The organism is Mycobacterium sp., assembly GCF_047975165.1.
In the GTDB taxonomy this organism is placed as follows: Bacteria; Actinomycetota; Actinomycetes; order Mycobacteriales; family Mycobacteriaceae; genus Mycobacterium.
The window spans coordinates 1-22585 of sequence record NZ_JBKECZ010000041.1; the positions used below are offsets into that span (position 1 = coordinate 1).

Below are 22585 nucleotides of genomic sequence, written 5' to 3' on the forward strand. Positions count from 1 at the left end.
CCAGCACCAGCGCCTTCAGGGTGATCGTGACTGCGCTGTAGGCGAACAGCAGCGTGTCCCTGGTGGCGGCGACGCCCAGCACGAGCCCGAGGGCGACGACCGCGGCCCGGCCGCCTCCGCCGCGCGTTACGCCACAGTCCCGCTCGGCGCCCGCGCGGCCACCTTCCCCGCCGACCGTCACACCACAGCCACGTGCGGCGCCCGCTGCGACTGTGGAGGCACGTTCGGCAGGGGCGGCGCCACCGGCGCCACCGGCGCCGGCACCACCTTCTCCGCCGAGCGTTACGCCACAGTCACGTTCGGCGCCCGCTGCGACTGTGGAGTCACGTTCGGCGGGTGCGGCGGGTGCGGCGGGTGCGGCGGGTGCGGCGGGTGCGGCGGGTGCGGCGGGGGCGGGGTTCCCGCCCGCCTCGGCCCCGGCGCGCAGGCCCGACCATGCCAGCACCAGCACCGGCGGCAACAGCACAGTGATCATGGCGGCGTAGGGTTCCGGCGAACTGTAGGCCAATGTGACCGCAGCGGTGGCGGTCGTGACCACCAGGGCGTACTCGAAGCGGATCAGCCGCCACCACAGCACCAGCGCGACGGCGACCGCGACGGCGATCGACGTGATCGCCCACGGCTTGAACATCTCCCAGGCCGGGGTCCCGGAGAGCGCCGCCGCCCGCCCGCCGATCCAGAACCAGCCCGGCGGGTAGAACGGCGGCAGCCCCAGATACGTCATGTCGTGCAGGGCCGGACCGTCGGCAAGCCGGGTCAGGTATTCGGTGCGGAACTGCTGGTCGACCGAAATGCCGAACAGATACAGCTTGGTGGCGCCCAGCGGCATGCCCAGGGTCACCACGGTGAAGGCGGAGACCAGTGCTACCGCGACAAGTTCCGCCAGCCGCCGGAAGCGGCCCCGTCGCCACACCCAACCGACGGCGAGCAGCCCCGCCAGGCAGCCGACCTGGCCGACGGTGGTCAGCGCATGCAGTTGGTTGGACGATGGATAGGCCGGCCATTGAACCCGCGAGATGGGCAACAGTGTCCCAACCGCCACCGTGACGGACACCAGTACCGCGATGACCATCTGACCCAGGGTGGCCAGCGCGTTGCGCATAATCAGATTGGCAACTTGCGGAAGATCTTCCGCGGGACGTGGCGCAACACCATCATCACATACCGGAATGTTGCTGGCGCCCAAACCAATTCCTTACCTTTGGCGGCGGCGTTCACCGCGAGGTCGGCGACGTACTCCTTGTCGACGGTCAGCGGAGCTTCATCGATGTCGGCACTCATCCGGGTGCGCACCTGGCCGGGACGGATCACCAGCACTCGAACACCGTACTCCCGCAACGCCTCTCCGAGGCCCAGGTAGAAGCCATCGAGGCCGGCCTTGGTAGAGCCGTAGACGAAGTTGGACCGGCGCACGCGCTCACCGGCAACCGTACTCATGGCGATGATCTGGCCGGAGCCCTGAGCGCGCATCCTCTCACCCAGTAGAACGCCAACCGAAACCGCCGCGGTGTAGTTGATCTCGGCGACCTGCACAGCCTTTCGCTGGTTCTGCCAAAGCTCCTCGGCGTCGCCGAGCACTCCGAATGCGACGATCGCCACGTCGATGTCAATGCCAGCGTCGTCATCGGCGAAGCACTCTGCGATCACTTTCGGGTGGGTGTCGGTCTGCACGGCGTCGAAGTCGACCAGTCGCACCGACTTCGCCCCGGCAGCCGTCATCTGTTCGACTGCGGCCTCCCGCCCGGGATCACCGGGCATGCAGGCCAGTACGATCTGCGCGGCGGTGTTGCGCAGATACCGTTCGCAGATCGCCAGCCCGATCTCGGAGGTGCCCCCGAGAAGTAGGATGGTCTGCGGATTTCCGACGGCGTCAAGAACCATGTCGCACCATCTAGAGCAGCTCCAAACGTCGGGCCATGTCGGAGGCGAACACCCCTGACGGATCTACCTTGCGGCGCACCGCAATCCATTCGTCGATGCGCGGATACATGGCGTGGAAGGTCGCCGCGGCGGTGCGGGAGTCCTTGGCGGTGTACACCCGGCCGCCGAATTCCAGCACCCGCCGATCGAGTTCGGTGAGGAACTCGTTCAACCCGGGCTTGATGGGAAAGTCCATCGCCACATTCCAGCCGGCCATCGGAAAACTCAGGGGCGCACGGTTTCCCGGCCCGAATAGCTTGAACACGTTCAACGCCGAGTAGTGGCCCTGCGTCTGGATCCAGCGGATGATGGCCTTGAATTCGTCCATCGCGTCCGGGGGAACCAGGAACTGGTGCTGGGCGAAACCGGCCGGGCCGTAGGCGTTGTTCCAGCCGCTGACCAGGTCGAGCATGTGGTAGAACTGCGACAGATTCATCACCTTGCCGCTGTAGGTTCCGCCGAGCCGGTAGTACACCTCACCGATCGCGGTGAACGACGCCTTGTTCATCGCGCTCACCGGAAACACGTTCGGCACCGTCAACAGTTGCGGCGCATCGAATTTGAGCGGGTTCTTGGCGAGCTTCTTCGGTAGCTGATCCAGCTTCGCCAGGCTGCCGCGGCTGACGGCGGCCCTGCCGAGCTTCGGCGGCGGACTGATCAGGTCGAACCAGGCGCTGGAATAGGTGTACTTGTCTTCGCTGCCGTCGAGGTGGACGGCGACCGTCTCGTCGAGGTCCTTGGTGGCCACCCCGTCGGCGATGAAATACGCCGTCTCCGTCGGCGTCATCGCGATGGTGGCGCGCAGGATTATTCCGGTCAGGCCGTTGCCGCCGACGGTCGCCCAGAAGAGCTCGGCCTGCTCGCCGTCGGGGGTCAACTGACGGATCTGACCGTCGGCGGTCAGCAAATCCATCGACCGCACATGATCGCCGAAGCTGCCCGCACTGTGGTGGTTCTTACCGTGTATATCGCAGCCGATCGCCCCGCCGACGGTGACCTGACGCGTCCCGGGCAGCACCGGAACCCACAACCCGAGCGGCAACGCGGCCTTCATCAGCTGATCCAGGCTCACCCCGGCCTGCACGTCGGCCAGGCGGGTGTCGGCGCTGATGGAGTGAATGCGGTTCAGGCCGGTCATGTCGATCACCAGGCCGCCGCCGTTCTGGGCGTTGTCCCCGTAGGAGCGGCCCAGTCCGCGGGCGATCACGCCCCGGTTCGGCGATGGGCCAGCCGCATTCGCGACCCGGGCGACCGCCTTGACGATCATCTCGGGATCGCGCGTGGAAAGCACGTCAGCCACCGACGGCGCAGCCCGGCCGAACCCCGTCAAGCGGGTCGGCGTCGTCGGGATCTCGGCGCTGAACATCGTGAAAGAGGGTACCGCGCGCCGGGCCGGACTCAGCGGGCGCGGAAGATCACGGTTCGCTGGACGACGAAATTGATCACCGTGGCGACGCCCTGGGCGACGACGAATGCGACCGGTATCGCCCACCCGAGGTAACCCAGCAGATGCAGAACCAGGTGGTTGAGCCCGATCTGGACGGCGAAGGTGACGGCGTAGAGCGCCATGACGGCACTGAACCGCGCCCGGCTCGGGGCCGCCCGGAACGTCCAGCGCCGGTTGATCAGGTAGGCGGTCAGAGTGCCGACGATGACGCTGGCCAGTTTCGCCAGGTCCACCTGCAGGCCGGCGCCCTTATACAGGGTCACGTAGACGCTGAAGTCGACGATCGCCGCGAAGCAGCCGGTGATGATGAACCGCAGCGCCTGCGTCGTCAGATGCAGGTGTTTGTGCTGGTCCACGGCTGCGAAAGTCGGCTCTTGCGCGATCATCGTAAGGCAGTCTAGCCGTGGTTCGGACCACGTCAGGCGTTTGCGCGAACGCAACGAGCGCGGCGGGCCGGCCTACACCCAGTAGGGCACGCGGGCCCGGTACTGTCGCATCGCCAATGCCGCGAGCACCCAGCCGACGGCTGTCAGCACCAGTACCACGGCCCAGTGCCGCGGCTCCTGGTGCGCACCGAGCAGCGGCGCCCGGACGATGTCGAGGTAGTGCAGCAGGGGGTTGAGCTCGACGATCTGCGACCATCTGCCCGCCCCCTGCTGCCGCAGGGTGTCGTCGTTCCAGATGATCGGTGTCATGAAGAACAGCAGCTGCACCACCGAACTCAGCAGCGGTCCGATATCGCGGTAGCGGGTGGCCAGGATGCCGAAGCACAGCGACACCCACACGCAGTTGAGCATGATCAGGGCCAGTGCCGGCACCACCGAGAGATCCGCCCAGGACCACGGTTTGGGGAAGACGATCGCGACGATGACGTAGATGACGATGTTGTGGGCGAACAGGATCATCTGCCGCCAGACCAGCCGGTAGACGTGCACGCTCAGCGGTGTCGGGAGTTGTTTGATCAGCCCTTCGTTGTCGACGAAGACGTCGGCTCCCTCGATGATGGCGGCATTGATCATGTTCCAGACGATCAGGCCGAGTGTGACGTAGGGCAGGTGCTGGGCCAGGTTGAGGTGGAACAGCTTGGAGTACAGCCCGCCCATCGCGACGGCGGTGGTTCCCGTTGCGATGGTGATCCAGAACGGCCCCAGCACCGAGCGGCGGTAGCGCTGTTTGATGTCCTGCCAGCCCAGGTGCAGCCAGAGTTCGTGGCGCAGGAAGCCCCCGGCCAGGTCGGCCCGGGCGCGGGCGAACGTGTTGGACTGAACCGCCGCATCGACGACCGTCATCGCCCACCTCCGGGTCGGGTGAATTTCTCCTGGCGGCCCAGCCGTCGCAACCGGAACCACTGCAGCAGGCCCTTGGGGTCGCGCCGGGTGACCAGGAAGAACCAGCCGAACCGAACCCACTCCTGAGGAAGCAGCTTTCGCAGCCCCGGCTGCGCCAGGACATAGCCGCGGTTGCGGTAGGTGAAAAACCGCTTGGCGGGGTCGTCGGGATACTGGGTGTGCATGCGGCCGCCGAGAATCGGTTTGAATTCGTCCGAGCCGCAGGGGTGCAGGTAGACCGCATCCAGGCAGGTGCCGAACGGCAACCCGGAACGGACCAGCCGGCGGTGCATTTCGACTTCGTCGCCGCGGATGAACAACCGCAGGTCCGGAACTCCGATGGCCTCCAGCGTGGACGCCTTGAACAGCGCACCGTTGAACAGCGATGCGATCCCCGGCAGCAGATCCCGACCGGGGTCGGTGCGCAGTTCGCCGGCAAACCGGCGCCACACCAGACCGCGCCGCAGTGGAAACGCCAGCCGTTCGGGATCGGCGGAATCGCAGACCATCGGCGACACCTCGGCTAGGGCGTGCCGGCGGGCGCAGGACAGCAGGGTCTGCAGAACCCGCTCGTCGCGCGGGCGCCCGTCGTCGTCGGCAAGCCAGACCCAGTCGGCGCCGTGCGCCAGTGCGAGCAGCATGCCGAGTGCGAAACCCCCCGCGCCACCGAGATTTCGACGCGAATTCAGATAGATCGATGGGATGTCCTGTTCGGCAACCAGATTGCGTACCCGAGGGTCACCGGAGTCGTCGTTGTCGATCACGATCAGCTTTACCGGCTGAACGCTCTGGGCGCTGAGCATGCCCAGCGACCGCGCTAGTTCCTCGGGGCGCCGATGGGTGACCACCACGACGATGACCGCATCACTCATCTACGGAAGCCTGGTGAGTCAGCGGTTCGGGATTCCCTCGATCCCTTTGGGTTTCGGCGAGCACATGGCGCACATGCCGTGCGGCGTCCTCACCTTCGTAGGCGCGTACCACATCTTCGATCTCGCCGCGCTGTTTGATGACGCCGTGGTCGATCCACATCGCGGTCTTGCACAACCGGGCCAGGAAATCGTTGGAATGGCTGGCAAAGACCAGGATTCCCGATCGTTCGACCAGCTTCTCCAGCCGCGACTGCGCCTTCTTGAGGAATTCGGCATCCACCGCGCCGATGCCTTCGTCGAGCAGCAGGATCTCCGGATCGATGCTGGTGACCACACCCATTGCCAATCTGACCCGCATGCCGGTGGAATAGGTGCGCATCGGCATGGACAGGTAATCGCCCAACTCGGTGAACTCGGCGATCTCATCGACCTTGGCCTGCATCTGTTTTCGGGTCTGGCCCAGGAACAGCCCCCGGATGATGATGTTCTCGTAGCCGGAGATCTCCGGATCCATGCCGATCCCGAGGTCGAAGACAGGCGCCACCCGTCCGGTTACCTTTGCCCACCCGCGCGTTGGCTCGTAGATGCCCGAAAGTAGGCGCAGCAGAGTCGATTTCCCCGCGCCGTTGTGTCCGACCAGACCGACGCGGTCCCCGTGCTCGAGTGACATGGTGATGTCTCGCAACGCCTCGACAACCACCACGTTGGAGCTGTTGCGTCCGATCGCACCGCCGGCCTTGCCCAGAAAGGCCTTCTTCAACGACCGTGACTTGGCGTCGAAGATGGGGAACTCCACCCATGCGTCGCGGGTTTCGATGTGCGGTGTGTCGGGCACGGCTTACAGGTACTGTCCGGTGCCGTGTCCGCCGACGTGGCCCGGCCGGTGCGGCCCCGGCGGCAGGGCCCCCTGGCGCATTTGTTCCAGCTGTGCGCGCGCGGCCATCTGCTGGGCGAACAGGGCGGTCTGAATTCCGTGGAAGAGCCCCTCGAGCCAGCCGACCAGCTGGGCCTGGGCGATCCGCAACTCGGCGTCCGAGGGCGGGGTTTCCTCGTCGAACGGCAGCGTCAGGCGCTCCAATTCCTCCCGGAGTTCCGGGGCCAGGCCCTCCTCCAGCTCACGAATGCTGGTGGCGTGGATATCGCGGAGCCGGCTGCGACTGGCGTCGTCGAGCGGTGCGGCCCGGACTTCTTCGAGGAGCTGTTTGATCATGGTGCCGATGCGCATGACCTTGGCGGGTTGTTCGACGAGGTCGGCCAGGGACGGCCCGTCGGCGTCGTCGGGATCGGCGGACTGATGCAGCGCCATCAAACGTGGATCGACACCGCCGATGATCTCGACGCCCTCGATGTCAGCAGCGTCATCGACGTCCGGGTTGTCGGGACGCCCGTTTCCGTCGCCCAACCGAATCACCATCCTTGTGCGTCCTGACCGTGCGTCTCGAGGCCTACCACGGGTAGCTGTGCCACTGATAGATCTGGGCGCCGCCGTTGTCGTAGAGCATCGTCCAGTACGGCGACCTGTCCAGTGACACTAGTCCGTCGGGAACCACGAACCCGCCGACCGTCGGGCTGCTCACCAAGACGTAGCGGATGTTGAGGGCCTTGAGTGATTCGACGACCCGCCGATCCGCGTCGCCGTTGCGGGCGTAGGCCCAGATGATGAAGCGGTGATAGCCGGGACCCATTTGCACCGGGTAGTCGTAGTGCGTCCACAGCGGGTGCAGACCGGCCACCGCGTACATCCAGGCGGTGCCGTCGGTGTTGGCGTTGGCGATCACGGTGTCGCGGGCGCCGGGCAGCTTGGCCAGGTAGGCCATGGCGTCGAGGTCCTGCTGGTCGATCATCACCTGGTCGAATTTCTCACCGAACAGGAACCGGTGCCGGGGATAGTAGTGCCAGGCGCTGCCCACGGTGACCAGGAGCAACAGGGCACCGGTGGTCGCCGGCCAGAAGCCCGGCGGCATGGGCCGGACCCGGTCGGCGAGCCGGTTGGCCAGGCGCACCACCGCGGTGACGGTGGCAACCACCCCGACGGCGGCCATCAGTGTCAGCAGCGGTGTGGTGGCCGCGGCGATGCGGCGGGGGTCGTTGTAGAAGAACTCGCCGACCACTCCGGCGAGAGCGCCGATCGGCCCGCCCACCGGTGTTCCGGCATTGACGTTGACGGCGATGAACCCCAGCCAGACGACCAGCGGCCACCAAACCTTTTTGACCAGCATGACGAACCCGCCGACGGCGGCGGCCAGGATCAGTCCGTACTGGACCGGGAAGTCGTTGAGATGCCGGGAGTGCTGGAAGACGGCATCGAACAGCCCGCGCCTTTTGCTCAGATACGTCAGGAACGAATGCCCGGCGACGATGTCCTCCAGTTTGGCGACGGCGAGCAGTTGCGGCGCCAGGATCACCCCGGAGGCCACCGCGACCCCCGCGAGGGTCGCCAGGTCGGCGAACCGCCCCCGCACCGGATGCCAGAGCGCTTCCACCAGCCACCACGCCGCGACAAGCAGCACGGTGATGATGCCGCCGGAGATATGCACCGAGAAGACGCCCACCAGCGCCAGTACGGCCACCGGAATCCGGTCCCGGTGGCCCACGGCCGAGGTGATCAGCACCATGGCGGGTACGGCCACCCCGTAGGCCGCCAGGTTGGGCATGGCGGCGGTGTCGAACTCGACGTAGGGCACCGCGGTGAACGACGCCGACAGCGCCGCTGCCGTCGCTGCGACCGCCGCGGTGCGCCACTGGCCGGTACGCGGGCGCACCGCGCGCCAGGCGAGCACGGCCCCGGTGACCGGGAAAAGCCAGATCGCGGCCGCCAGGGAATTCAGGGTGTAGCCGGTGGTGGCGGCGGCGCCGGTCAGCTGGCAGAAGACGGCAGTCAGGGCGTGGAAGACCGAGGGATAGTACAGCAGGGCGTGGGTCTCGACGTTGCGCAATTCGCCCATGTGGGTGGGCGAGGCCTGCCCGGTGTCGAGGATCCAGCGGATTTCGTTGGCGTGCCAGACCGCGTCCCAATTACTCGGTATCGATTGCCAGTGCGGTATGCCGCGCATCGCGGCGTAGGCGATCATCGCGGCGCCGAGCAGCACACCGACGGCGACCACCCACGCCGGGCCGGTCTGCGGGGCGCGCGCCTCGGCCTGCGGGTCGCGAAAGCGGTTGAGCAGCAGCTGGCAGGCCGTCGCCAGCACACCGACGATCGCCAGCGCGGCGAGCGCGCTCCAGCCGTTCCAGGGGATGCCGAGCGCACCGTAGGGGACGATCGCGAGCGCTAGCACGCCGTATGTCAGGGGCGGTCCGGTCGCGATGGCGGTTGGCCAGTTCAACTGTGCGATGCGGGCAATCGTGGCGCCGGGTGCGATCAGCAGAACCAATGCGATCAGCGTTCCGAACCACAGGCTCACGCGACTATTATGGCTGCCGGGATAATCTGATTTTCGGTACGGCGCCGCCCGCGATCGATGATGAAGCTGACAGCGTCGTGCGGTTGCTGGAGTTTTGGTAGTTCTGGATCGGTTTAAGGTGGCTGCCATGAGCTACGACGTCGCCCGGGTGCGCGGGTTGCACCCGTCCCTGGGAGACGGGTGGGTGCACTTCGACGCACCCGCGAGCATGCTGATTCCCGATTCGGTGTCGACCACGGTGTCGACGGCCTTCCGCAGTTCGGGGACCACCGCTGCGGGTGTCCATCCGTCGGCGCAGCGCAGCGCGGCGATACTTGACGCGGCGCGCGGGGCGGTGGCGGATCTGGTCAACGCCGATCCCGACGGTGTGGTGCTGGGTGCCGATCGCGCGGTGTTGCTGTCCGCATTGGCCGAGGCGTCGTCGGCGCGGTCCGGTCTCGGCTACGAAGTCATCGTCAGCCGCCTCAACGCCGACGCCAACGTCGCTGCGTGGCTGCGCGCTGCCGACCGCTACGGCGCCAAGGTCCAATGGGCCGAGATCGATATCGAGACCGGCGAGCTTCCGACGTGGCAGTGGGAGAGCTTGATCGGCAAGTCGACCAGGCTGGTGGCGGCGACCTCGGCCTCGGGCACTCTCGGTGTGGTCACCGACCTGCGAGCGATGGCCAAATTGGCTCACAACTTTCGCGCGCTGGTGGTGGTGGATCACTCGGCGGCCGCGCCGTACCGGTTGTTCGACAGCCACGACGTCGACGCCGATGTGGTTGCGGTGAATGCGGCAGCCTGGGGCGGGCCGCCGATCGGCGCGTTGGTATTCCGCGACCCGGAGTTGCTGGACACGTTGGGCTCGGTGTCGACGAACCCGAACGCCACCGGCGCTGCGCGGCTGGAGGTGGGGGCCCACCAATTCGGCATGCTGGCCGGGGTGGTCGCCAGCATCGAATATCTCGCGGGGCTGGACGAATCCGCCCGCGGCAGCAGACGGGAACGGCTGACGGCATCGATGCAGTCCGCGTCGGCCTATCTGGACCGGATATACGACTACCTGATCGCATCGTTGCGGTCGCTGCCGCTGGTTGTTCTGCTCGGGAATGCGGAAGTGCGGATCCCGGTGGTCAGCTTCGTGGTCGGCAATGTGCCGGCTGCCCGGGTGGTGCAGCGACTGGCGGACAACGGCATTCTGGCGATTGCCGATACCAGTTCCCAGGTGCTCGACGTGTTGGGCGTCAACGACATCGGCGGTGCGGTGACAGTGGGGTTGGCCCACTATTCGACGATGACCGAGGTGGATCAGCTGGTACGCGCGCTGGCCTCGTTGGGCTGACCACAGGGGGCCGGGATCGGGGATCGGCAGGGTTGCCGGGATCAGACGGTCAGCAGGATCTTCCCGGAGACCTCGCCCGATACCAGCAGTCGGTGAGCCTCCCCGGCCTGCCGGATGGGCAGACGGGCGCCGATGATCGGCCGGACCGCTCCGCTGGCGAACATCGGCCACACCGAGGTCCGCACCGCGTCGACGATGGCGCTTTTGCCGCTCGGTCCGACCGCCGGTCGAGCGCGCAGGGTGGTGCCGAGCATCCGCGCTCGCTTGGCCAGCAGTTTGCCGAGGTTGAGTTCGGCCTTCACCCCGCCCTGCAGGCCGATCACGATCAGCTGCCCATCGGCGGCCAGTGCGTCGATGTTGCGGTCCAGGTAGACCGCCCCCATGATGTCGAGGATGACGTCGGCGCCGGCGCCGCCGGTCTCCTCGCCGATGCGTGCGACGAAGTCCTCGTTCCGGTAGGAGATGGTGATCTGCGCTCCCAGCTCACCGCAGAACGCCAGCTTCTCTGGTGATCCGGCTGTGACGGCCACTCGGGCGCCCAGCGTTCGCGCCACCTGGACGGCGTGGGTGCCGATACCGCTGGCCCCGCCGTGCACCAGCAGGAGCTGACCCGGCCTCAGGCGCGCGGCCATCACCAGGTTCGACCACACCGTGCAGGCCACCTCGGGGACTGCGGCGGCGTCGAGCAGGTCGACCCTTGGGGGGATGGGCATCACCTGCCCGGCGGGGACCACCACGTATTCGGCATAGCCACCGCCGGCCAGCAGCGCGCAAACCTGCTGCCCGACGGACCATTCCGTGCCGTCCGTGCCGTCCGTGCCGTCCGTGCCTTCCGGACCGCCGCGCCCGATGCCGGCGATGGTGCCGGCGACCTCCAGCCCCATGATGTCGCTGGTACCGGGCGGCGGAGGGTACCGGCCGGCGGCCTGCAGGACGTCGGCGCGGTTGACACCGGCCGCGGCCACTTTGATCAGGACCTCACCCGGCCCGGGGGAGACCTCGCCGACGTCTCGCCAGACCAGATGTTCTGCGGATTCAGCGACGACGGCGCGCATGCCGGCCACGCTACAAGCCCCGCTACCCTTATCGGCGGTGGCGTGGCAGAGCGGCCTAATGCACTCGCCTTGAAAGCGAGAGACGGCTAACACCGTCCGGGGGTTCAAATCCCTCCGCCACCGCGGGTCTCGGGCGCACCTGAGTCACAGCTGCGGAATCGCCGCGGCGATGGTGTCCATCAGCGCGGTGTAGCGCCCGGCCTCGGGGTCCCGGCCGGGCTTGCCGCTGCTGATCAGACCGGCTGCCAGCCCGCGCGCCGGATCTGCCCAGACCGCGATGTTCGTCAGGCCCAGGTTGCCGAACGCCGCCGGCGCGTGGCGTCCGAACGGCCCGAACCGGTTCGTCCCCAGCATGAACCCGGTGCCCCAGCGGGCCGGTTTGAGCCCGACCGCGAAATCCGGCCGCAGGCGCCGGGCCGGTCGTACCGCGCTGCGCAGCCGTTCCGGGCGGATAACCCGGACGCCGTCGAGTTCGCCGCCGCGGCGCCAGATCTCGGCGAAGCGCGACAGTTCGTTCGCGGTGGACACCGTGTTCGACGAGGGCACCACCGCGGTCAGGAACGCCGGTGTGTTCGTGTACGGGACGATCTCGTGGACCGTTCCGCCGATTGCCTTGCGGAAGATCGCCGCGATTCCCGGTGGCAACGGACGGCCTGTCGGGTGGCTGGGCGCTACCTGCGGTACATCCGCGTCGGCGACACCGAAGTTGGTCCAGCGGAAGTTCAGTGGCTCCAGGATCTGGGTGGCCCGGATGTCCCGGATGTCCCTTCCGGTGCTGGCGTAGACGATCTCGCGGATCAGCGGGCCCCAGGTCAGCGCGTGGTAGATGTGCACACGGCCCGGCCGGTGCAGTGGACGCAGGTAACTGAGCTGTTCCTGGGCGTAGTCGTGGTCGTCGGCCCGGCGCAGGTCCGGTTTGGGGCCGGTGGGGAAGGGGACGCCCGCGCTATGGGTCAGCACATGGCGGATCGTGGTCAGGTCTTTCCCGTGGCTGGTGTAGCTCGGGAGGTACTGGCAGACGCGGTCGTCGAGGGCGAAGAACCCCTGTTCGGCAAGCATATGCACCACGGTGGCGGTGATTCCCTTGGAGGCCGAATACACGCAGAACGGGGTGTCGGTGGTGACCGGGACCTGGTCGGTGCCGGATTCGTCGGTCGGGGCATTCCCCCAGCCGTGGCCGATGGCGCGGTTGAGCACGACCCAGCCGTTGCGTCGGAGGCAGAGCTGGATGGCCGGTTGCATGCCGGCCCGGTACCAGTGCCGGGCGGCCTGCCAGATGCGTTCGACGGTCGCACCGCCGACTCCGCCGTGTTCTTCCTCGCCGATCGCGGTCACGGCATCCAGATCGGCCGGCACGCGGATCTTCCCGTCGGAAGTCATCTTCGTGAGGGTACTTGCCACGGAATAGGGGCGGCGCTACTCGCCGGTGAACTGCGGCGGCCGTTTGGCGAACGTCGCCGTGATGCCCTCGGTCAGGTCCTTGGAGGGCAGGAACGCCGCATTCCAGGCCGCGACGTAGCGCAGGCTCTCCGACACCGCGGCGATGCGCTGCTGGTCGAGTACGTCCTTGACGCCGTACACGGCCAGCGGCGGGTTTGCCGCGATCTCCGCAGCGGTCGCGTGGGCGGCGGCCAAAGTGGCCTCGGCGTCGTCGTAGACGTCGTTGACCAGGCCGATCTTCTCGGCCCGGGCGGCGTCGATGTCTTTGCCGGTCAGTGCGAGTTCACGCAGGTGCCCGTCGTTGAGGATCAGCGGCAGTCGGGCGAGGCTGCCGACGTCGGCAACGATGGCCAGCTTGACCTCGCGGACCGAGAATTTGGCGTCGGCGCTGGCGTAGCGGATGTCCACCGCCGAGATCAGGTCGACGCCGCCGCCGATGCACCAGCCGTGCACCGCGGCGATGGTGGGCGTGCGGCAGTCGGCGACGGCGCTGATCGCGTTCTGCATTCGCTTGATCTCGGCGTGGAAGTCCGTGCGGGGCCGGGCCAGCGCGCCCTCGGCCAGCACCGGGGTGAAGGTGCCGCCCGTCGCCGGCAGGTCCAGGCCGTAGCTGAAGTTCCGGCCCGACCCGGCCAGCACGATCGCCCGGACCTCGCGGTCGGCGTCCAGGGTGGCGAACACGTCGGGCATCTCCGACCAGAACGCGGGCCCCATCGCGTTGCCCTTGCCCGGGCCTATCAGCGTCACCTGCGCGACCCGACCCTTGGTCTCGACGGTGACGGATTCGAATGTTTTGCTCATATCCAGACCGTATCGCGGCCTGCCGTCGCCGAGCGTAACGCCAGTGCGAAAAAACGGGCCGGATTCCGCACTGGCGTTACGCTCGCGGAGGGCAGCGGGGCGGCCGGCCAGCCGGCCAGCCGGCGGGCCGGTGGCCGGGGGCCGGGGGCCGGGGGCCGGGGGGCGCGCTGCGCCCCTCAGATCCACCCGCCGGCGAACCGCAGCAGCGCGTCGTTTTCCTCCGGCGCGGCGGTGACGGTGACCCGCACCCCGTCGGTTCCGTACGGGCGGACGACGATGTGCGCCTCGGCCGCCCGCGCCACGAAGTCGCCGGTGCGCGGGCCGAGCGGCAGCCAGACGAAGTTGGCCTGCGAGGGCGGCACGGCGAAGCCCGCGGCACGCAATTCGGCGCGCACACGTACCCGTTCGGCGACGACGGCGTCGGTGCGTGCGAGCAGCTCATCGCCGGCTTCCAGTGACGCGATCGCCGCCGCCTGCGAGATGCTGGTCGCGGTGAACGGCACGTAGACCTTGTCCAGCGCCTCGATCACCTCCGGGTGGCCGATCGCGTAGCCCACCCGTAGCCCCGCCAGTCCGTAGGCCTTGGAGAACGTGCGCAGGACGACGACGTTGGGGTGGGTGGCGACCAGCCGCAGGCTGTCTGGTGCCATGGCGTCGCGGATGTATTCGACGTAGGCCTCGTCGATGGCGATCAGGATGTCCGATGGCACCGCTTCGACGAACCGGGTCAGGGCCTCGGGGTCGACGACGGTGGAGGTCGGGTTGTTGGGGTTGCAGACGAAGATCAGCCGGGTGCGGTCGGTGACCGCGGCCGCCATCGCGTCGAGGTCGAAGGTGTCCTCGGTGAGCGGAACCTGCACCGGGGTAGCGCCGGCGACCCGGACCAGCGGCGGGTACAGCTCGAAACTGCGCCAGCCGAAGATCACCTCGTCGCCTGCCGAGGCGGTGATCTGCACGAGCTGCTGGCACAGGCTCACCGAGCCGCAGCCGACGGCGACGTGCCCGGGTGTGAAGTCTCGTCCCGGGGAACTCACGTAGCGGGCCAGCGCGGCCTTGAGTTGGACACAGCCGTTGTCGGGGTAGCGGTTGATCAGGTGGGTTGCGTTCTCGATAGCGGCGCGGACGCTGGGCAACGGGCCGAAAACCGTCTCGTTGCTGGCCAGTTTGACCGCACCCGGCACGGTTTTGCCCGGAACGTAGACGGGCAGCCCGGCCAGCGCGGGCCGCAGGCGGGCGGTCACTTCGACAGCATATGTCGCGGCTGTGTACGCTATGGCTCCGGCGGCTCAGGGTGCGGCGTTCGGGTACCCTCAGGGAGGCCAAGGAGGCGTGCCAGAGCGGCCGAATGGGGCTCACTGCTAATGAGTTGTCCCCCTCAAAGGGGACCGGAGGTTCAAATCCTCTCGCCTCCGCCATGCACCATAAGTTTGACAACACAACAACGGCGCCCGTAGCTCAACGGATAGAGCATCTGACTACGGATCAGAAGGTTGGGAGTTCGAATCTCTTCGGGCGCGCTCACTACCAGCGGAAGCCCCCCTTTTTCGGGGCCGCTGGTAGGCCTGGAAATGGCCTCGGCGACTACTTTCCGGCTACTTTCGCCGGCCGCTATCCGCCCGTTCCGATCATGTCGAGCGCCCGCTCGAACAGGTGCACCGCCGCGGCGTGCAACTGGTCGCCGACCTCCTGCTGAGCCTGGCCGGCGAACGCGCGGGCCAGGGTGCCCTCGATCACGATGCCGAGCTTGAAGCAGGCCAGCACCGTGTACCAGGTGATGTGGGCCAGGTCGCGGGTGGTGTTGGCGGCGTAGCGCTGCAGCAGGTCGTCGGTACTGGCCAGCCCTTCGCTGGTGCCCAGGGCGTGGCTGAACACCGATGACCCGTTGTCCTGGCGCCAGGTGGCCAGCAGCCAACCCAGGTCCAGCAGCGGGTCGCCGATGGTGGACATCTCCCAGTCGCAGATGGCCACCACTTCCGGGCCGGTTCGGGAGAACATCACGTTGGCGGCGTGGTAGTCGCCGTGCAGGATGCCCGGCGTCCAGTCCGTCGGCCGGTTGCGTTCCAGCCAGCTGGCCACCGCCTCGATGCCGGGGAGGTCGGGTCCGGGATAGCCGTCGTACTGTCGGTAGGAGTCCAGTTCCGAAAGCCACCGCGGTACCTGGCGTTCCAGAAACCCGTCCGGTTTTCCGAAATCCTTGAGCCCCACCGCGAGGTAGTCCACCGCGCCGAGTTCGGCCAGCGCATCGGCCATGGACAGCCCCATGCCGTAGCGCACTGAGGCGGACCCGGCGTGCAGCGGTGGCAGGCCCTCGCCGGCGTTGAACCCGTCGATCGGCTCCATCAGGTAGAACACCGCCTCGCCCAGCACGGAGGTGTCCTCGCACGCGGCGATCAACCGCGGGTGCGGTACCGCCGAACCCGCCAGTGCCGCCAGCACCCGCGTTTCCCGCAGGATCACGCCGTTGCTGCGCGCACGCAGGTGGGTGGGGCCGCGGCGCAACACATACGACCTGCCCGACCTGGTGAAGCGCAGCATGACGTTCTGCGTTCCGCCGGTGATCGGAACGGCGTCGCTCAGCGGCCCCTCGCCGAGACCCCGGGTGGACATCCACGCGGCGACCGCGTCCAGATTCACGGAATCCACGGATGTCAGCCTATGCGGCGCGCGCGGTGCCGCACAGGCCGCCGTTTCACAGCCGGCACACAGCGACGCCATAGCTTCGGCCCAAGGCAGACGCGGATACTGGACGGCATGGCGACAGCGGGAACTGAGCGCGTGGTCATGTGCCGTGCCGACGGGCAGCCGGTCACGGTGCTGGTCGTCGACGACGAACCGGTGCTCGCCGAGATGGTGTCGATGGCTCTGCGCTACGAGGGCTGGAATGCCGCCACCGCCGGTGACGGGGCCTCGGCGGTGGCGGCCGCCCGTGCCGAACGACCCGACGTGGTGGTACTGGACGTGATGCTGCCCGATATGAGCGGCCTGGACGTCCTTCACAAGCTACGTCAGGACAACCCGCGTCTGCCGGTGCTGCTACTCACCGCAAAGGATGCGGTGGAGGATCGCATCGCCGGACTGACCGCGGGCGGCGACGACTACGTCACCAAGCCGTTCAGCATCGAAGAGGTGGTGCTGCGGCTGCGCGCGTTGCTGCGGCGCACCGGCGTGACGACGGCCGACGACGGCGCACAGCTGGTCGTCGGCGACCTCGTCCTCGATGAGGACAGCCACGAGGTCGCCCGCGCCGGCGAAGAGATCTCGCTGACCTCCACCGAGTTCGAACTGCTGCGGTTCATGATGCACAACGCCAAACGGGTGTTGAGCAAGGCACAGATTCTCGACCGCGTCTGGAACTACGACTTCGGCGGGCGCTCCAACATCGTCGAGCTGTACATCTCCTACCTGCGCAAGAAGATCGACACTGGCCGGGATCCGATGATCCACACGCTGCGCGGCGCGGGATATGTGCTCAAGCCGGCGCTCTAGGCGGCCGCAGGCCTGGTCGCTGCGCCTGCGGATCCTGGTGGGGCAGGTGGTGATCCTGGCGCTGGTGTGTGTCGGTATCAGTGCGGCAACCGAACTGGCGCTGCGCAGCTATCTGCTCACCCAACTCGACAACCAGCTCGACGCCGCCGCGGACCGCTCGTCATTGCTCTTTCCGGATCGGCCCCACCATCACCATCATCACCATCCGCGCCGCGCCGTCAAGACGGGCCCGGGTCCGAGGTTCCTCGATGCCCCCGGGCAGCCGGCGGGAATGGTCGCGGCGGTCCTCGGCAACGGCAGGACCGTCGATTCGGGATACCTGACCGGCAGCGGCGACCGGGCGGCTCTGACGCCGAACGCTCAACGTCAGTTGGAGCGGATCGCAACGAACCGTTCCCCGGTAACGCTGAACCTCGACGGTCTGGGCCGATACCGCGTCGTCGCCACCGTGAGCCGCAACCGCAGGGACGTGATCGTCACCGGCCTGCCGCTGGCCGGCGTCGACGCCACCATGCTGCGGATGCTGGTCATCTTCGCCGTCGTCACCGCGATCGCGTTGGCGGCGGCGGTCACCGCGAGCCTGGTGGCCATCCGGCGGGCACTGGCTCCGCTGCGGCGTGTGGCTCAGACCGCGACGATGGTCCGCGACCTGCCGTTGGACCGTGGCGAGGTCGAGCTGCCGGTGCGCGTCCCGGAATCCGACACCAACCCCTACACCGAAATGGGCCAGCTCGGCTCCGCGGTCAACCGGATGCTCGACCACATCGCCGCCGCCCTGTCCACCCGCCAGGCCAGCGAGACCCGGGTTCGCCAATTCGTCGCCGACGCCTCCCATGAACTGCGCACGCCGCTGGCCGCGATCCGCGGCTACACCGAAATCGCCCGGCGGATGGACAGGGAGGGTGGGGACCACGAGGCGGTTGCCCACGCCATGAGCAGGGTGGCGTCGGAGACCGAGCGCATCACGCACCTTGTCGAGGACCTGCTGCTGCTGGCCCGGCTGGATTCCGGGCGCCCCCTGGTCAGCGAAGCGGTCGACTTGTCCCGGCTGGCGGTGGACGCCGTCAACGACGCCCACGTCGCCGGCCCGGATCACCGGTGGGAACTCGACCTCCCGTCCGAGCCCGTCACGGTCGTAGGTGACGAAGCCCGACTGCGGCAGGTGCTGGCCAATCTGCTCGCCAACGCCCGGGTGCACACCGGGCCCGGAACCGTCGTCACCACCCGGCTGGGCGCCGAGCCCGCACAACCCGCACACGTGTTGCTCGAGGTGATCGACAATGGCCCGGGAATTCCGGCCGAGCAGCAGCCGGAGGTGTTCGGACGGTTCGTGCGCGGCGATACCTCGCGGTCCCGCAAGGCGGGCAGCACCGGGCTGGGCCTGGCGATCGTCTCGGCCATCGTCGGGGCGCACCACGGAACGATCTCGGTGGACAGCGCACCCGGGTGCACCCGGTTCACGGTGCGGCTGCCCCTGGGGGCGACGGAACCCGATCGACGAGGCCCGCATACTTCTTGAGCGCGGCCGCGCGGCGCACATCGAGCATTTCGCTGGGCCAATCCCCGTCCTCGGCGTCGTAGCCCTTCAGGAGCATCCGGGCGAGGTTGACCTTGTGCGCCTCGGTCGGCCCGTCCGCCAGACCCAGGGCAATACCGCCCAGCAGCGCGCCCACCAGCGGTAGTTGGTTACTGAGTCCGAGTGCGCCGTGCACCTGGATTGCCCGCATGGCGATGGACTTCAGGACCTGGGAGGCGAGGATTTTGCAGGCCGCGATCTCGGGACGGGCGGCGTGTTCGTCGCCGCTGTCGATCAGCCAGGCCGCGTGCAGCACTGTCAACCGGAACGGGATCAACTCGGTGTAGGAGTCGGCGATGAACTCCTGCACCAGCTGCTTGTCAGCCAGGGAGCTGCCCTGGGTGAACCGGCTCTTGGCGCGCCGCGACATCATCTCGACGGCACGATGCGCCACGCCGAGCGAGCGCATCGCGTGATGCAGCCGGCCTCCGGCCAGTCGCGTCTGCAGGATCAGGAAACCCTGCCCGGGGTCACCCAGCAGCGCCTCGGCGCCGACCCGGACGCCGTCGTAGCGCACCAGTGAATGCCCTGGCTCGTGCGGATCGGCTCCGACGAGGTGGTGATTGGCCTCGATGGTGAGTCCGGCTGTCCCGGCGGGGACCAGGAAGGTCGATGCGCCGCGGTGAATGCCGGCCTCCGGGTCGGTGATGGCCACGACGATGAAGAACGAGGCGACCGAGGCGTTGGAGGAGAAGAATTTCCGTCCGGTGATCACCCAGTCGTCGCCGTCGCGGACGGCCCGGGTGGTGAAGACGCGCGGGTCCGCGCCGCCCTGCGGTTCGGTCATCGAAAAGCAGGAGAAGATCTCACCGGACAGCAGCCCCTGCAGGTAGCGGTCCTTCTGGTCCGAAGTGCCGAAGCGCGCGAGGATTTCGGCGTTGCCGGTGTCGGGCGCCTGCGTTCCGAAAATGACCGGGGCCCAGGGGCTGCGTCCCAGGATCTCGTTGATCAGCGTCAGCTTCACCGCGCCGAAGCCCTGGCCGCCGAGTTCCGGCCCCAGATGCGGCGCCCACAAACCGTGGTCGCGAACCTGCTGCTTGAGGGGATCGACGATGCGTCGGCGCTCGTCGTTCAGCGGCAGGAATTCGCAGCCTCCGAACAGCACTTCCAGAGGTTCGACCTCGTTGCGCACGAAGTCGCGGACCCACTCCAGTTTCGTCTCGAACTCCGGTTCGGTGGAAAAATCCCAGGACATTCGAATACTCCCGTCGTCGGTTAGGGGATCGTCGTCGGTTAGGGGATGCCGCCGTCGGCCCGCAGGATGGAGCCGGTGGTGAAGCTGGATGCGTCGGAGGCCAGAAACAGCGCGGCGCCGACGATCTCCGAGGGCTCTGCGGCGCGTTTCAGCGACAGGTTCCCGAACATGTCGGCCCCGTGTTCGTCGAGGTCCCAGGCCTTGCTGACGTCGGTGAGAAACGGGCCGGCCATCAGCGTGTTGACCCGCACGTTCGGCCCGAACGCCCGGGCCAGCCCTTCGGTCAGGGCGTTGAGTCCCGCCTTGGCCGCCGCGTAGGGAACGATGTCGGGGCTGGGCCGCAGCGAGCCGGATGAGCTCACGTTGATGATGGAGCCGCCGCCGGACGCCGCCATCCGCTCGCCGACCAGCGACGAAAGCCGAAAGGGGCCTTTGAGATTCACGTTCATCACCGAGTCGTACAGCTTCTCGGTGACCTCGGAGAGTTTGTCGTACAGCGGTGACATGCCGGCATTGTTGACCAGCGTGTCGATCTTCCCGAAGGCGTCGTAGGTGGCATCGACCAGTCCGCCGAGCTGGTCCCAACGGCCCACGTGGACCCGATAGGGCAGGGCGCTGCGGCCGGTTTCCGATTCGATTTCCCGGGCCACGGCCACACAGTTGTCGAGGTTGCGGCTGGCTATCACCACGTCCGCGCCGCAGCGGGCGGCACCGAAGGCGATTTCGCGCCCCAGTCCGCGGCTGCCTCCGGTGACCAGGACCACCCGGTCGGTGAGGTCGAAAAGCTGGTCGGCGTAACCCATTTCAGCGGGCACTCTCCGGCGTACCGCGGGCTGCGCTTGTCTTCGGGTCCGGCATGCGCAGCACCCTCCCGTCCGCATCGCGGGGCTCCGGGTGGAGATTAGCACTGGCGATGCGTGGGGAAGACCCGCGGATTTCTGTGCGAGGCTGGTCGGCATGCAATTGCTTCTGGTCAGGCATGCCCTGCCGCTGCGCAGCGAACCCGGGGAGGGAGCGGACCCGGAGCTGTCGGACACCGGATTGCAGCAGGCGGCACGGCTGCCTCCGGCGCTGTCCAGGTTTCCCGTCTCGCGGGTGGTGAGCAGTCCGCAGCGGCGCGCGGTCCAAACTGCCGGTCCGGTTGCCGAGATTCGCGACCTGGCCGTCGAAATCGACGACCGGCTGGCCGAGTACGACCGCGACATGACCCACTACATCCCCGTCGAACAGATTCGCACCGAATTCCCCGAGGAGTGGGCGCGCATGTCTTCAGGGCAGCTGCCGAGCACCGTTGACGAAAAGGCCTTCCGTGCGCGGGTTCGCGCGGCAGTCGATGATCTGGTTGCGGCCACCGACCCGGAAGCCACCATTGCGGTATTCAGCCACGGCGGGGTGATCAACGTGATACTGCACGAGCTGCTGGGGACCGCGCGGTTGCTGTCGTTTCCCATCGACTACGCCTCGGTGACCAGGCTGTTGTTCTCCCGGGCCGGCCAGGGGACGGTGACCGCGGTGAACGGCACCGAGCATGTGTGGGATCTGCTGCCCCGGAATTTGCGCGGGTGAGCAGAGCAGCGATCTGGCCGCTGCGCCGGCGATGTGCGCCGGGTAGGGACGTGAGCAGGGGCGAGCCGACGTGGGCATGCCCTGGGTGGGCCTTCGGCCCGGCGATGGTAAACAAGTGCGGTGACTTCGGTGGACCGACTTGAGGGCTTGGACCTGGCCGCACTCGACGGGTATCTGCGTTCGCTCGGTATTGCCCGCGATGGGGAGTTGCGGGGCGAACTCATCTCCGGTGGCCGCTCGAATCTGACGTTTCGGGTCTATGACGACGCGACGAGCTGGCTGGTCCGGCGTCCGCCGCTGCATGGGTTGACTCCGTCGGCGCATGACATGGGCCGCGAGTTCAGGGTGGTCGCGGCGCTGCGGGGCACGTCGGTTCCGGTGGCAGATGCGATCGCCCTGTGCGACGACGACGGCGTGCTGGGTGCGCCGTTTCAGGTCGTCGGATTCGTTGCGGGCCAGGTGGTGCGGCGGCGGGCTCAGCTGGAATCGCTGGGCAGGAGCACCATCGATGGCTGCGTCGATGCGCTGATCCGGGTGCTGGTCGATCTGCACGGCATCGACCCGGGCTCGGTCGGGCTGGGCGATTTCGGCAAACCCGAGGGCTACCTGGAGCGCCAGATCCGCCGGTGGGGTTCGCAGTGGGAATTGGTCCGGCTGCCCGACGACCGGCGGGACGGCGATGTTGCGCGTCTGCATTCGGCCTTGCAGCAGTCCATGCCGCGGCAGAGCCGCACGTCGATCGTGCACGGCGACTACCGGATCGACAACACCATTCTCGACCTCGACGACCCGACCAGAGTGCGCGCGGTCGTGGACTGGGAATTGTCGACGCTGGGGGACCCGATCAGCGACGCCGCCCTGATGTGCGTCTACCGTGACCCCGCGCTGGACCTGATCATCGACACCCAGGCCGCGTGGACATCGCCGCTGCTGCCGACGGCCGACGAGCTGGCCGACCGGTATTCCCTGGTTTCCGGGCAGTCGCTGGGGGCCTGGGAGTTCTACATGGCGCTGGCGTATTTCAAACTCGCGATTATCGCCGCGGGTATCGATTTCCGCCGGCGCATGGCAGAGCAGGCGGCGGGCAACCTGGACGGATCCGACGACGCACCTGACGTGGTGGCGCCGTTGATCTCCCGGGGGTTGGCCCAGATCGCCAAGCTGAGCTGAC

21 protein-coding genes and 3 tRNA genes are annotated in these 22585 nt (G+C 67.8%); 8 read left to right on the forward strand and 16 right to left on the reverse strand.

Translation table 11 applies throughout. From position 1 onward, the window contains the following. From ACK5M9_RS04080 to ACK5M9_RS04120, 9 genes are all read right to left on the reverse strand, one after another. On the reverse strand, positions 1-1102 hold a 1102-nt coding region (locus tag ACK5M9_RS04080), incomplete at its 3' end, for an arabinofuranosyltransferase (RefSeq protein ID WP_416891920.1). Positions 1103-1104: 2 nt separating this feature from the next. After that, a complete protein-coding gene (locus ACK5M9_RS04085) occupies positions 1105-1881 on the reverse strand; it encodes a decaprenylphospho-beta-D-erythro-pentofuranosid-2-ulose 2-reductase (protein WP_416891921.1) in 777 nt (258 codons plus the stop codon). A gap of 10 nt (positions 1882-1891) precedes the next feature. Further along, positions 1892-3286 carry an FAD-binding protein gene (locus ACK5M9_RS04090; protein WP_416891922.1) on the reverse strand — a complete coding sequence of 465 codons (1395 nt, stop codon included), beginning with the start codon at positions 3284-3286 and terminating at the stop codon, positions 1892-1894. A 32-nt stretch (positions 3287-3318) separates the two neighbouring features. Then, entirely contained in the window at positions 3319-3753 is a 435-nt protein-coding gene (locus tag ACK5M9_RS04095) for a GtrA family protein (protein WP_416891923.1), read from the reverse strand. A 72-nt stretch (positions 3754-3825) separates the two neighbouring features. Beyond that, on the reverse strand, positions 3826-4656 hold the full coding sequence (locus ACK5M9_RS04100) for an ABC transporter permease (RefSeq protein ID WP_416891924.1): 831 nt from the start codon (positions 4654-4656) through the stop codon (positions 3826-3828). After that, a complete protein-coding gene (locus ACK5M9_RS04105) occupies positions 4653-5567 on the reverse strand; it encodes a glycosyltransferase (protein ID WP_416891925.1) in 915 nt (304 codons plus the stop codon). The genes ACK5M9_RS04100 and ACK5M9_RS04105 overlap by 4 nt, the downstream gene beginning before the upstream one ends. Beyond that, positions 5560-6402: an ABC transporter ATP-binding protein gene (locus ACK5M9_RS04110; RefSeq protein ID WP_416891926.1), complete on the reverse strand. Its 843-nt coding sequence runs from the start codon at positions 6400-6402 to the stop codon at positions 5560-5562. Before ACK5M9_RS04110 ends, ACK5M9_RS04105 begins: the two co-directional genes overlap by 8 nt. A gap of 3 nt (positions 6403-6405) precedes the next feature. Beyond that, positions 6406-6981, reverse strand: a complete 576-nt coding sequence (locus ACK5M9_RS04115; RefSeq protein WP_416891927.1) for a bacterial proteasome activator family protein — start codon at positions 6979-6981, stop codon at positions 6406-6408. 31 nt (positions 6982-7012) lie between these two features. After that, on the reverse strand, positions 7013-8971 hold the full coding sequence (locus ACK5M9_RS04120; RefSeq protein WP_416891928.1) for a DUF6541 family protein: 1959 nt from the start codon (positions 8969-8971) through the stop codon (positions 7013-7015). A gap of 127 nt (positions 8972-9098) precedes the next feature. On the opposite strand from ACK5M9_RS04120, the gene ACK5M9_RS04125 reads away from it, so the two are divergent. Beyond that, positions 9099-10295, forward strand: coding sequence for a cysteine desulfurase-like protein (locus tag ACK5M9_RS04125; protein ID WP_416891929.1), 1197 nt, complete (start codon positions 9099-9101; stop codon positions 10293-10295). A gap of 41 nt (positions 10296-10336) precedes the next feature. On the opposite strand, the gene ACK5M9_RS04130 is transcribed toward ACK5M9_RS04125, so the two are convergent. Beyond that, complete coding sequence (locus tag ACK5M9_RS04130) at positions 10337-11350, reverse strand: NAD(P)H-quinone oxidoreductase (RefSeq protein WP_416891930.1); 1014 nt, start codon at positions 11348-11350, stop codon at positions 10337-10339. A gap of 36 nt (positions 11351-11386) precedes the next feature. Here ACK5M9_RS04130 and ACK5M9_RS04135 point away from each other — a divergent pair. Beyond that, positions 11387-11473, forward strand: a tRNA-Ser gene (locus tag ACK5M9_RS04135). A gap of 21 nt (positions 11474-11494) precedes the next feature. Here ACK5M9_RS04135 and lipE read toward each other — a convergent pair. From lipE to ACK5M9_RS04150, 3 genes are all read right to left on the reverse strand, one after another. Further along, positions 11495-12730 (reverse strand): lipase LipE, encoded by a 1236-nt coding sequence (lipE, locus tag ACK5M9_RS04140; protein WP_416891931.1) that lies wholly within the window; start codon positions 12728-12730, stop codon positions 11495-11497. A gap of 36 nt (positions 12731-12766) precedes the next feature. Next, positions 12767-13591 carry a crotonase/enoyl-CoA hydratase family protein gene (locus tag ACK5M9_RS04145; RefSeq protein ID WP_416891932.1) on the reverse strand — a complete coding sequence of 275 codons (825 nt, stop codon included), beginning with the start codon at positions 13589-13591 and terminating at the stop codon, positions 12767-12769. 176 nt (positions 13592-13767) lie between these two features. Further along, positions 13768-14832 carry a pyridoxal phosphate-dependent aminotransferase gene (locus tag ACK5M9_RS04150; protein ID WP_416891933.1) on the reverse strand — a complete coding sequence of 355 codons (1065 nt, stop codon included), beginning with the start codon at positions 14830-14832 and terminating at the stop codon, positions 13768-13770. 82 nt (positions 14833-14914) lie between these two features. On the opposite strand from ACK5M9_RS04150, the gene ACK5M9_RS04155 reads away from it, so the two are divergent. Together ACK5M9_RS04155 and ACK5M9_RS04160 are read left to right on the forward strand one after the other, a co-directional pair. Next, a tRNA-Ser gene (locus tag ACK5M9_RS04155) sits at positions 14915-15006 on the forward strand. 29 nt (positions 15007-15035) lie between these two features. Next, positions 15036-15108 (forward strand) — tRNA-Arg (locus tag ACK5M9_RS04160). A 91-nt stretch (positions 15109-15199) separates the two neighbouring features. On the opposite strand, the gene ACK5M9_RS04165 is transcribed toward ACK5M9_RS04160, so the two are convergent. Beyond that, positions 15200-16198: a phosphotransferase family protein gene (locus ACK5M9_RS04165; RefSeq protein ID WP_416891956.1), complete on the reverse strand. Its 999-nt coding sequence runs from the start codon at positions 16196-16198 to the stop codon at positions 15200-15202. A gap of 174 nt (positions 16199-16372) precedes the next feature. Between ACK5M9_RS04165 and ACK5M9_RS04170 the strand changes: the two genes are divergently transcribed. Together ACK5M9_RS04170 and ACK5M9_RS04175 are read left to right on the forward strand one after the other, a co-directional pair. Further along, complete coding sequence (locus ACK5M9_RS04170) at positions 16373-17077, forward strand: response regulator transcription factor (RefSeq protein WP_416891957.1); 705 nt, start codon at positions 16373-16375, stop codon at positions 17075-17077. Beyond that, entirely contained in the window at positions 17055-18596 is a 1542-nt protein-coding gene (locus ACK5M9_RS04175) for a sensor histidine kinase (protein WP_416891934.1), read from the forward strand. The genes ACK5M9_RS04170 and ACK5M9_RS04175 overlap by 23 nt, the downstream gene beginning before the upstream one ends. On the opposite strand, the gene ACK5M9_RS04180 is transcribed toward ACK5M9_RS04175, so the two are convergent. Together ACK5M9_RS04180 and ACK5M9_RS04185 are read right to left on the reverse strand one after the other, a co-directional pair. After that, complete coding sequence (locus ACK5M9_RS04180) at positions 18535-19848, reverse strand: acyl-CoA dehydrogenase family protein (RefSeq protein WP_416891935.1); 1314 nt, start codon at positions 19846-19848, stop codon at positions 18535-18537. The genes ACK5M9_RS04175 and ACK5M9_RS04180 overlap by 62 nt on opposite strands. A 38-nt stretch (positions 19849-19886) precedes the next feature. Next, positions 19887-20651 carry an SDR family NAD(P)-dependent oxidoreductase gene (locus ACK5M9_RS04185; RefSeq protein ID WP_416891936.1) on the reverse strand — a complete coding sequence of 255 codons (765 nt, stop codon included), beginning with the start codon at positions 20649-20651 and terminating at the stop codon, positions 19887-19889. A gap of 154 nt (positions 20652-20805) precedes the next feature. Here ACK5M9_RS04185 and ACK5M9_RS04190 point away from each other — a divergent pair, with 154 nt between their 5' ends. After that, entirely contained in the window at positions 20806-21414 is a 609-nt protein-coding gene (locus ACK5M9_RS04190; protein ID WP_416891937.1) for a histidine phosphatase family protein, read from the forward strand. Positions 21415-21534: 120 nt separating this feature from the next. Then, positions 21535-22584 carry a phosphotransferase family protein gene (locus ACK5M9_RS04195; RefSeq protein WP_416891938.1) on the forward strand — a complete coding sequence of 350 codons (1050 nt, stop codon included), beginning with the start codon at positions 21535-21537 and terminating at the stop codon, positions 22582-22584. Position 22585 lies beyond the last annotated feature (1 nt).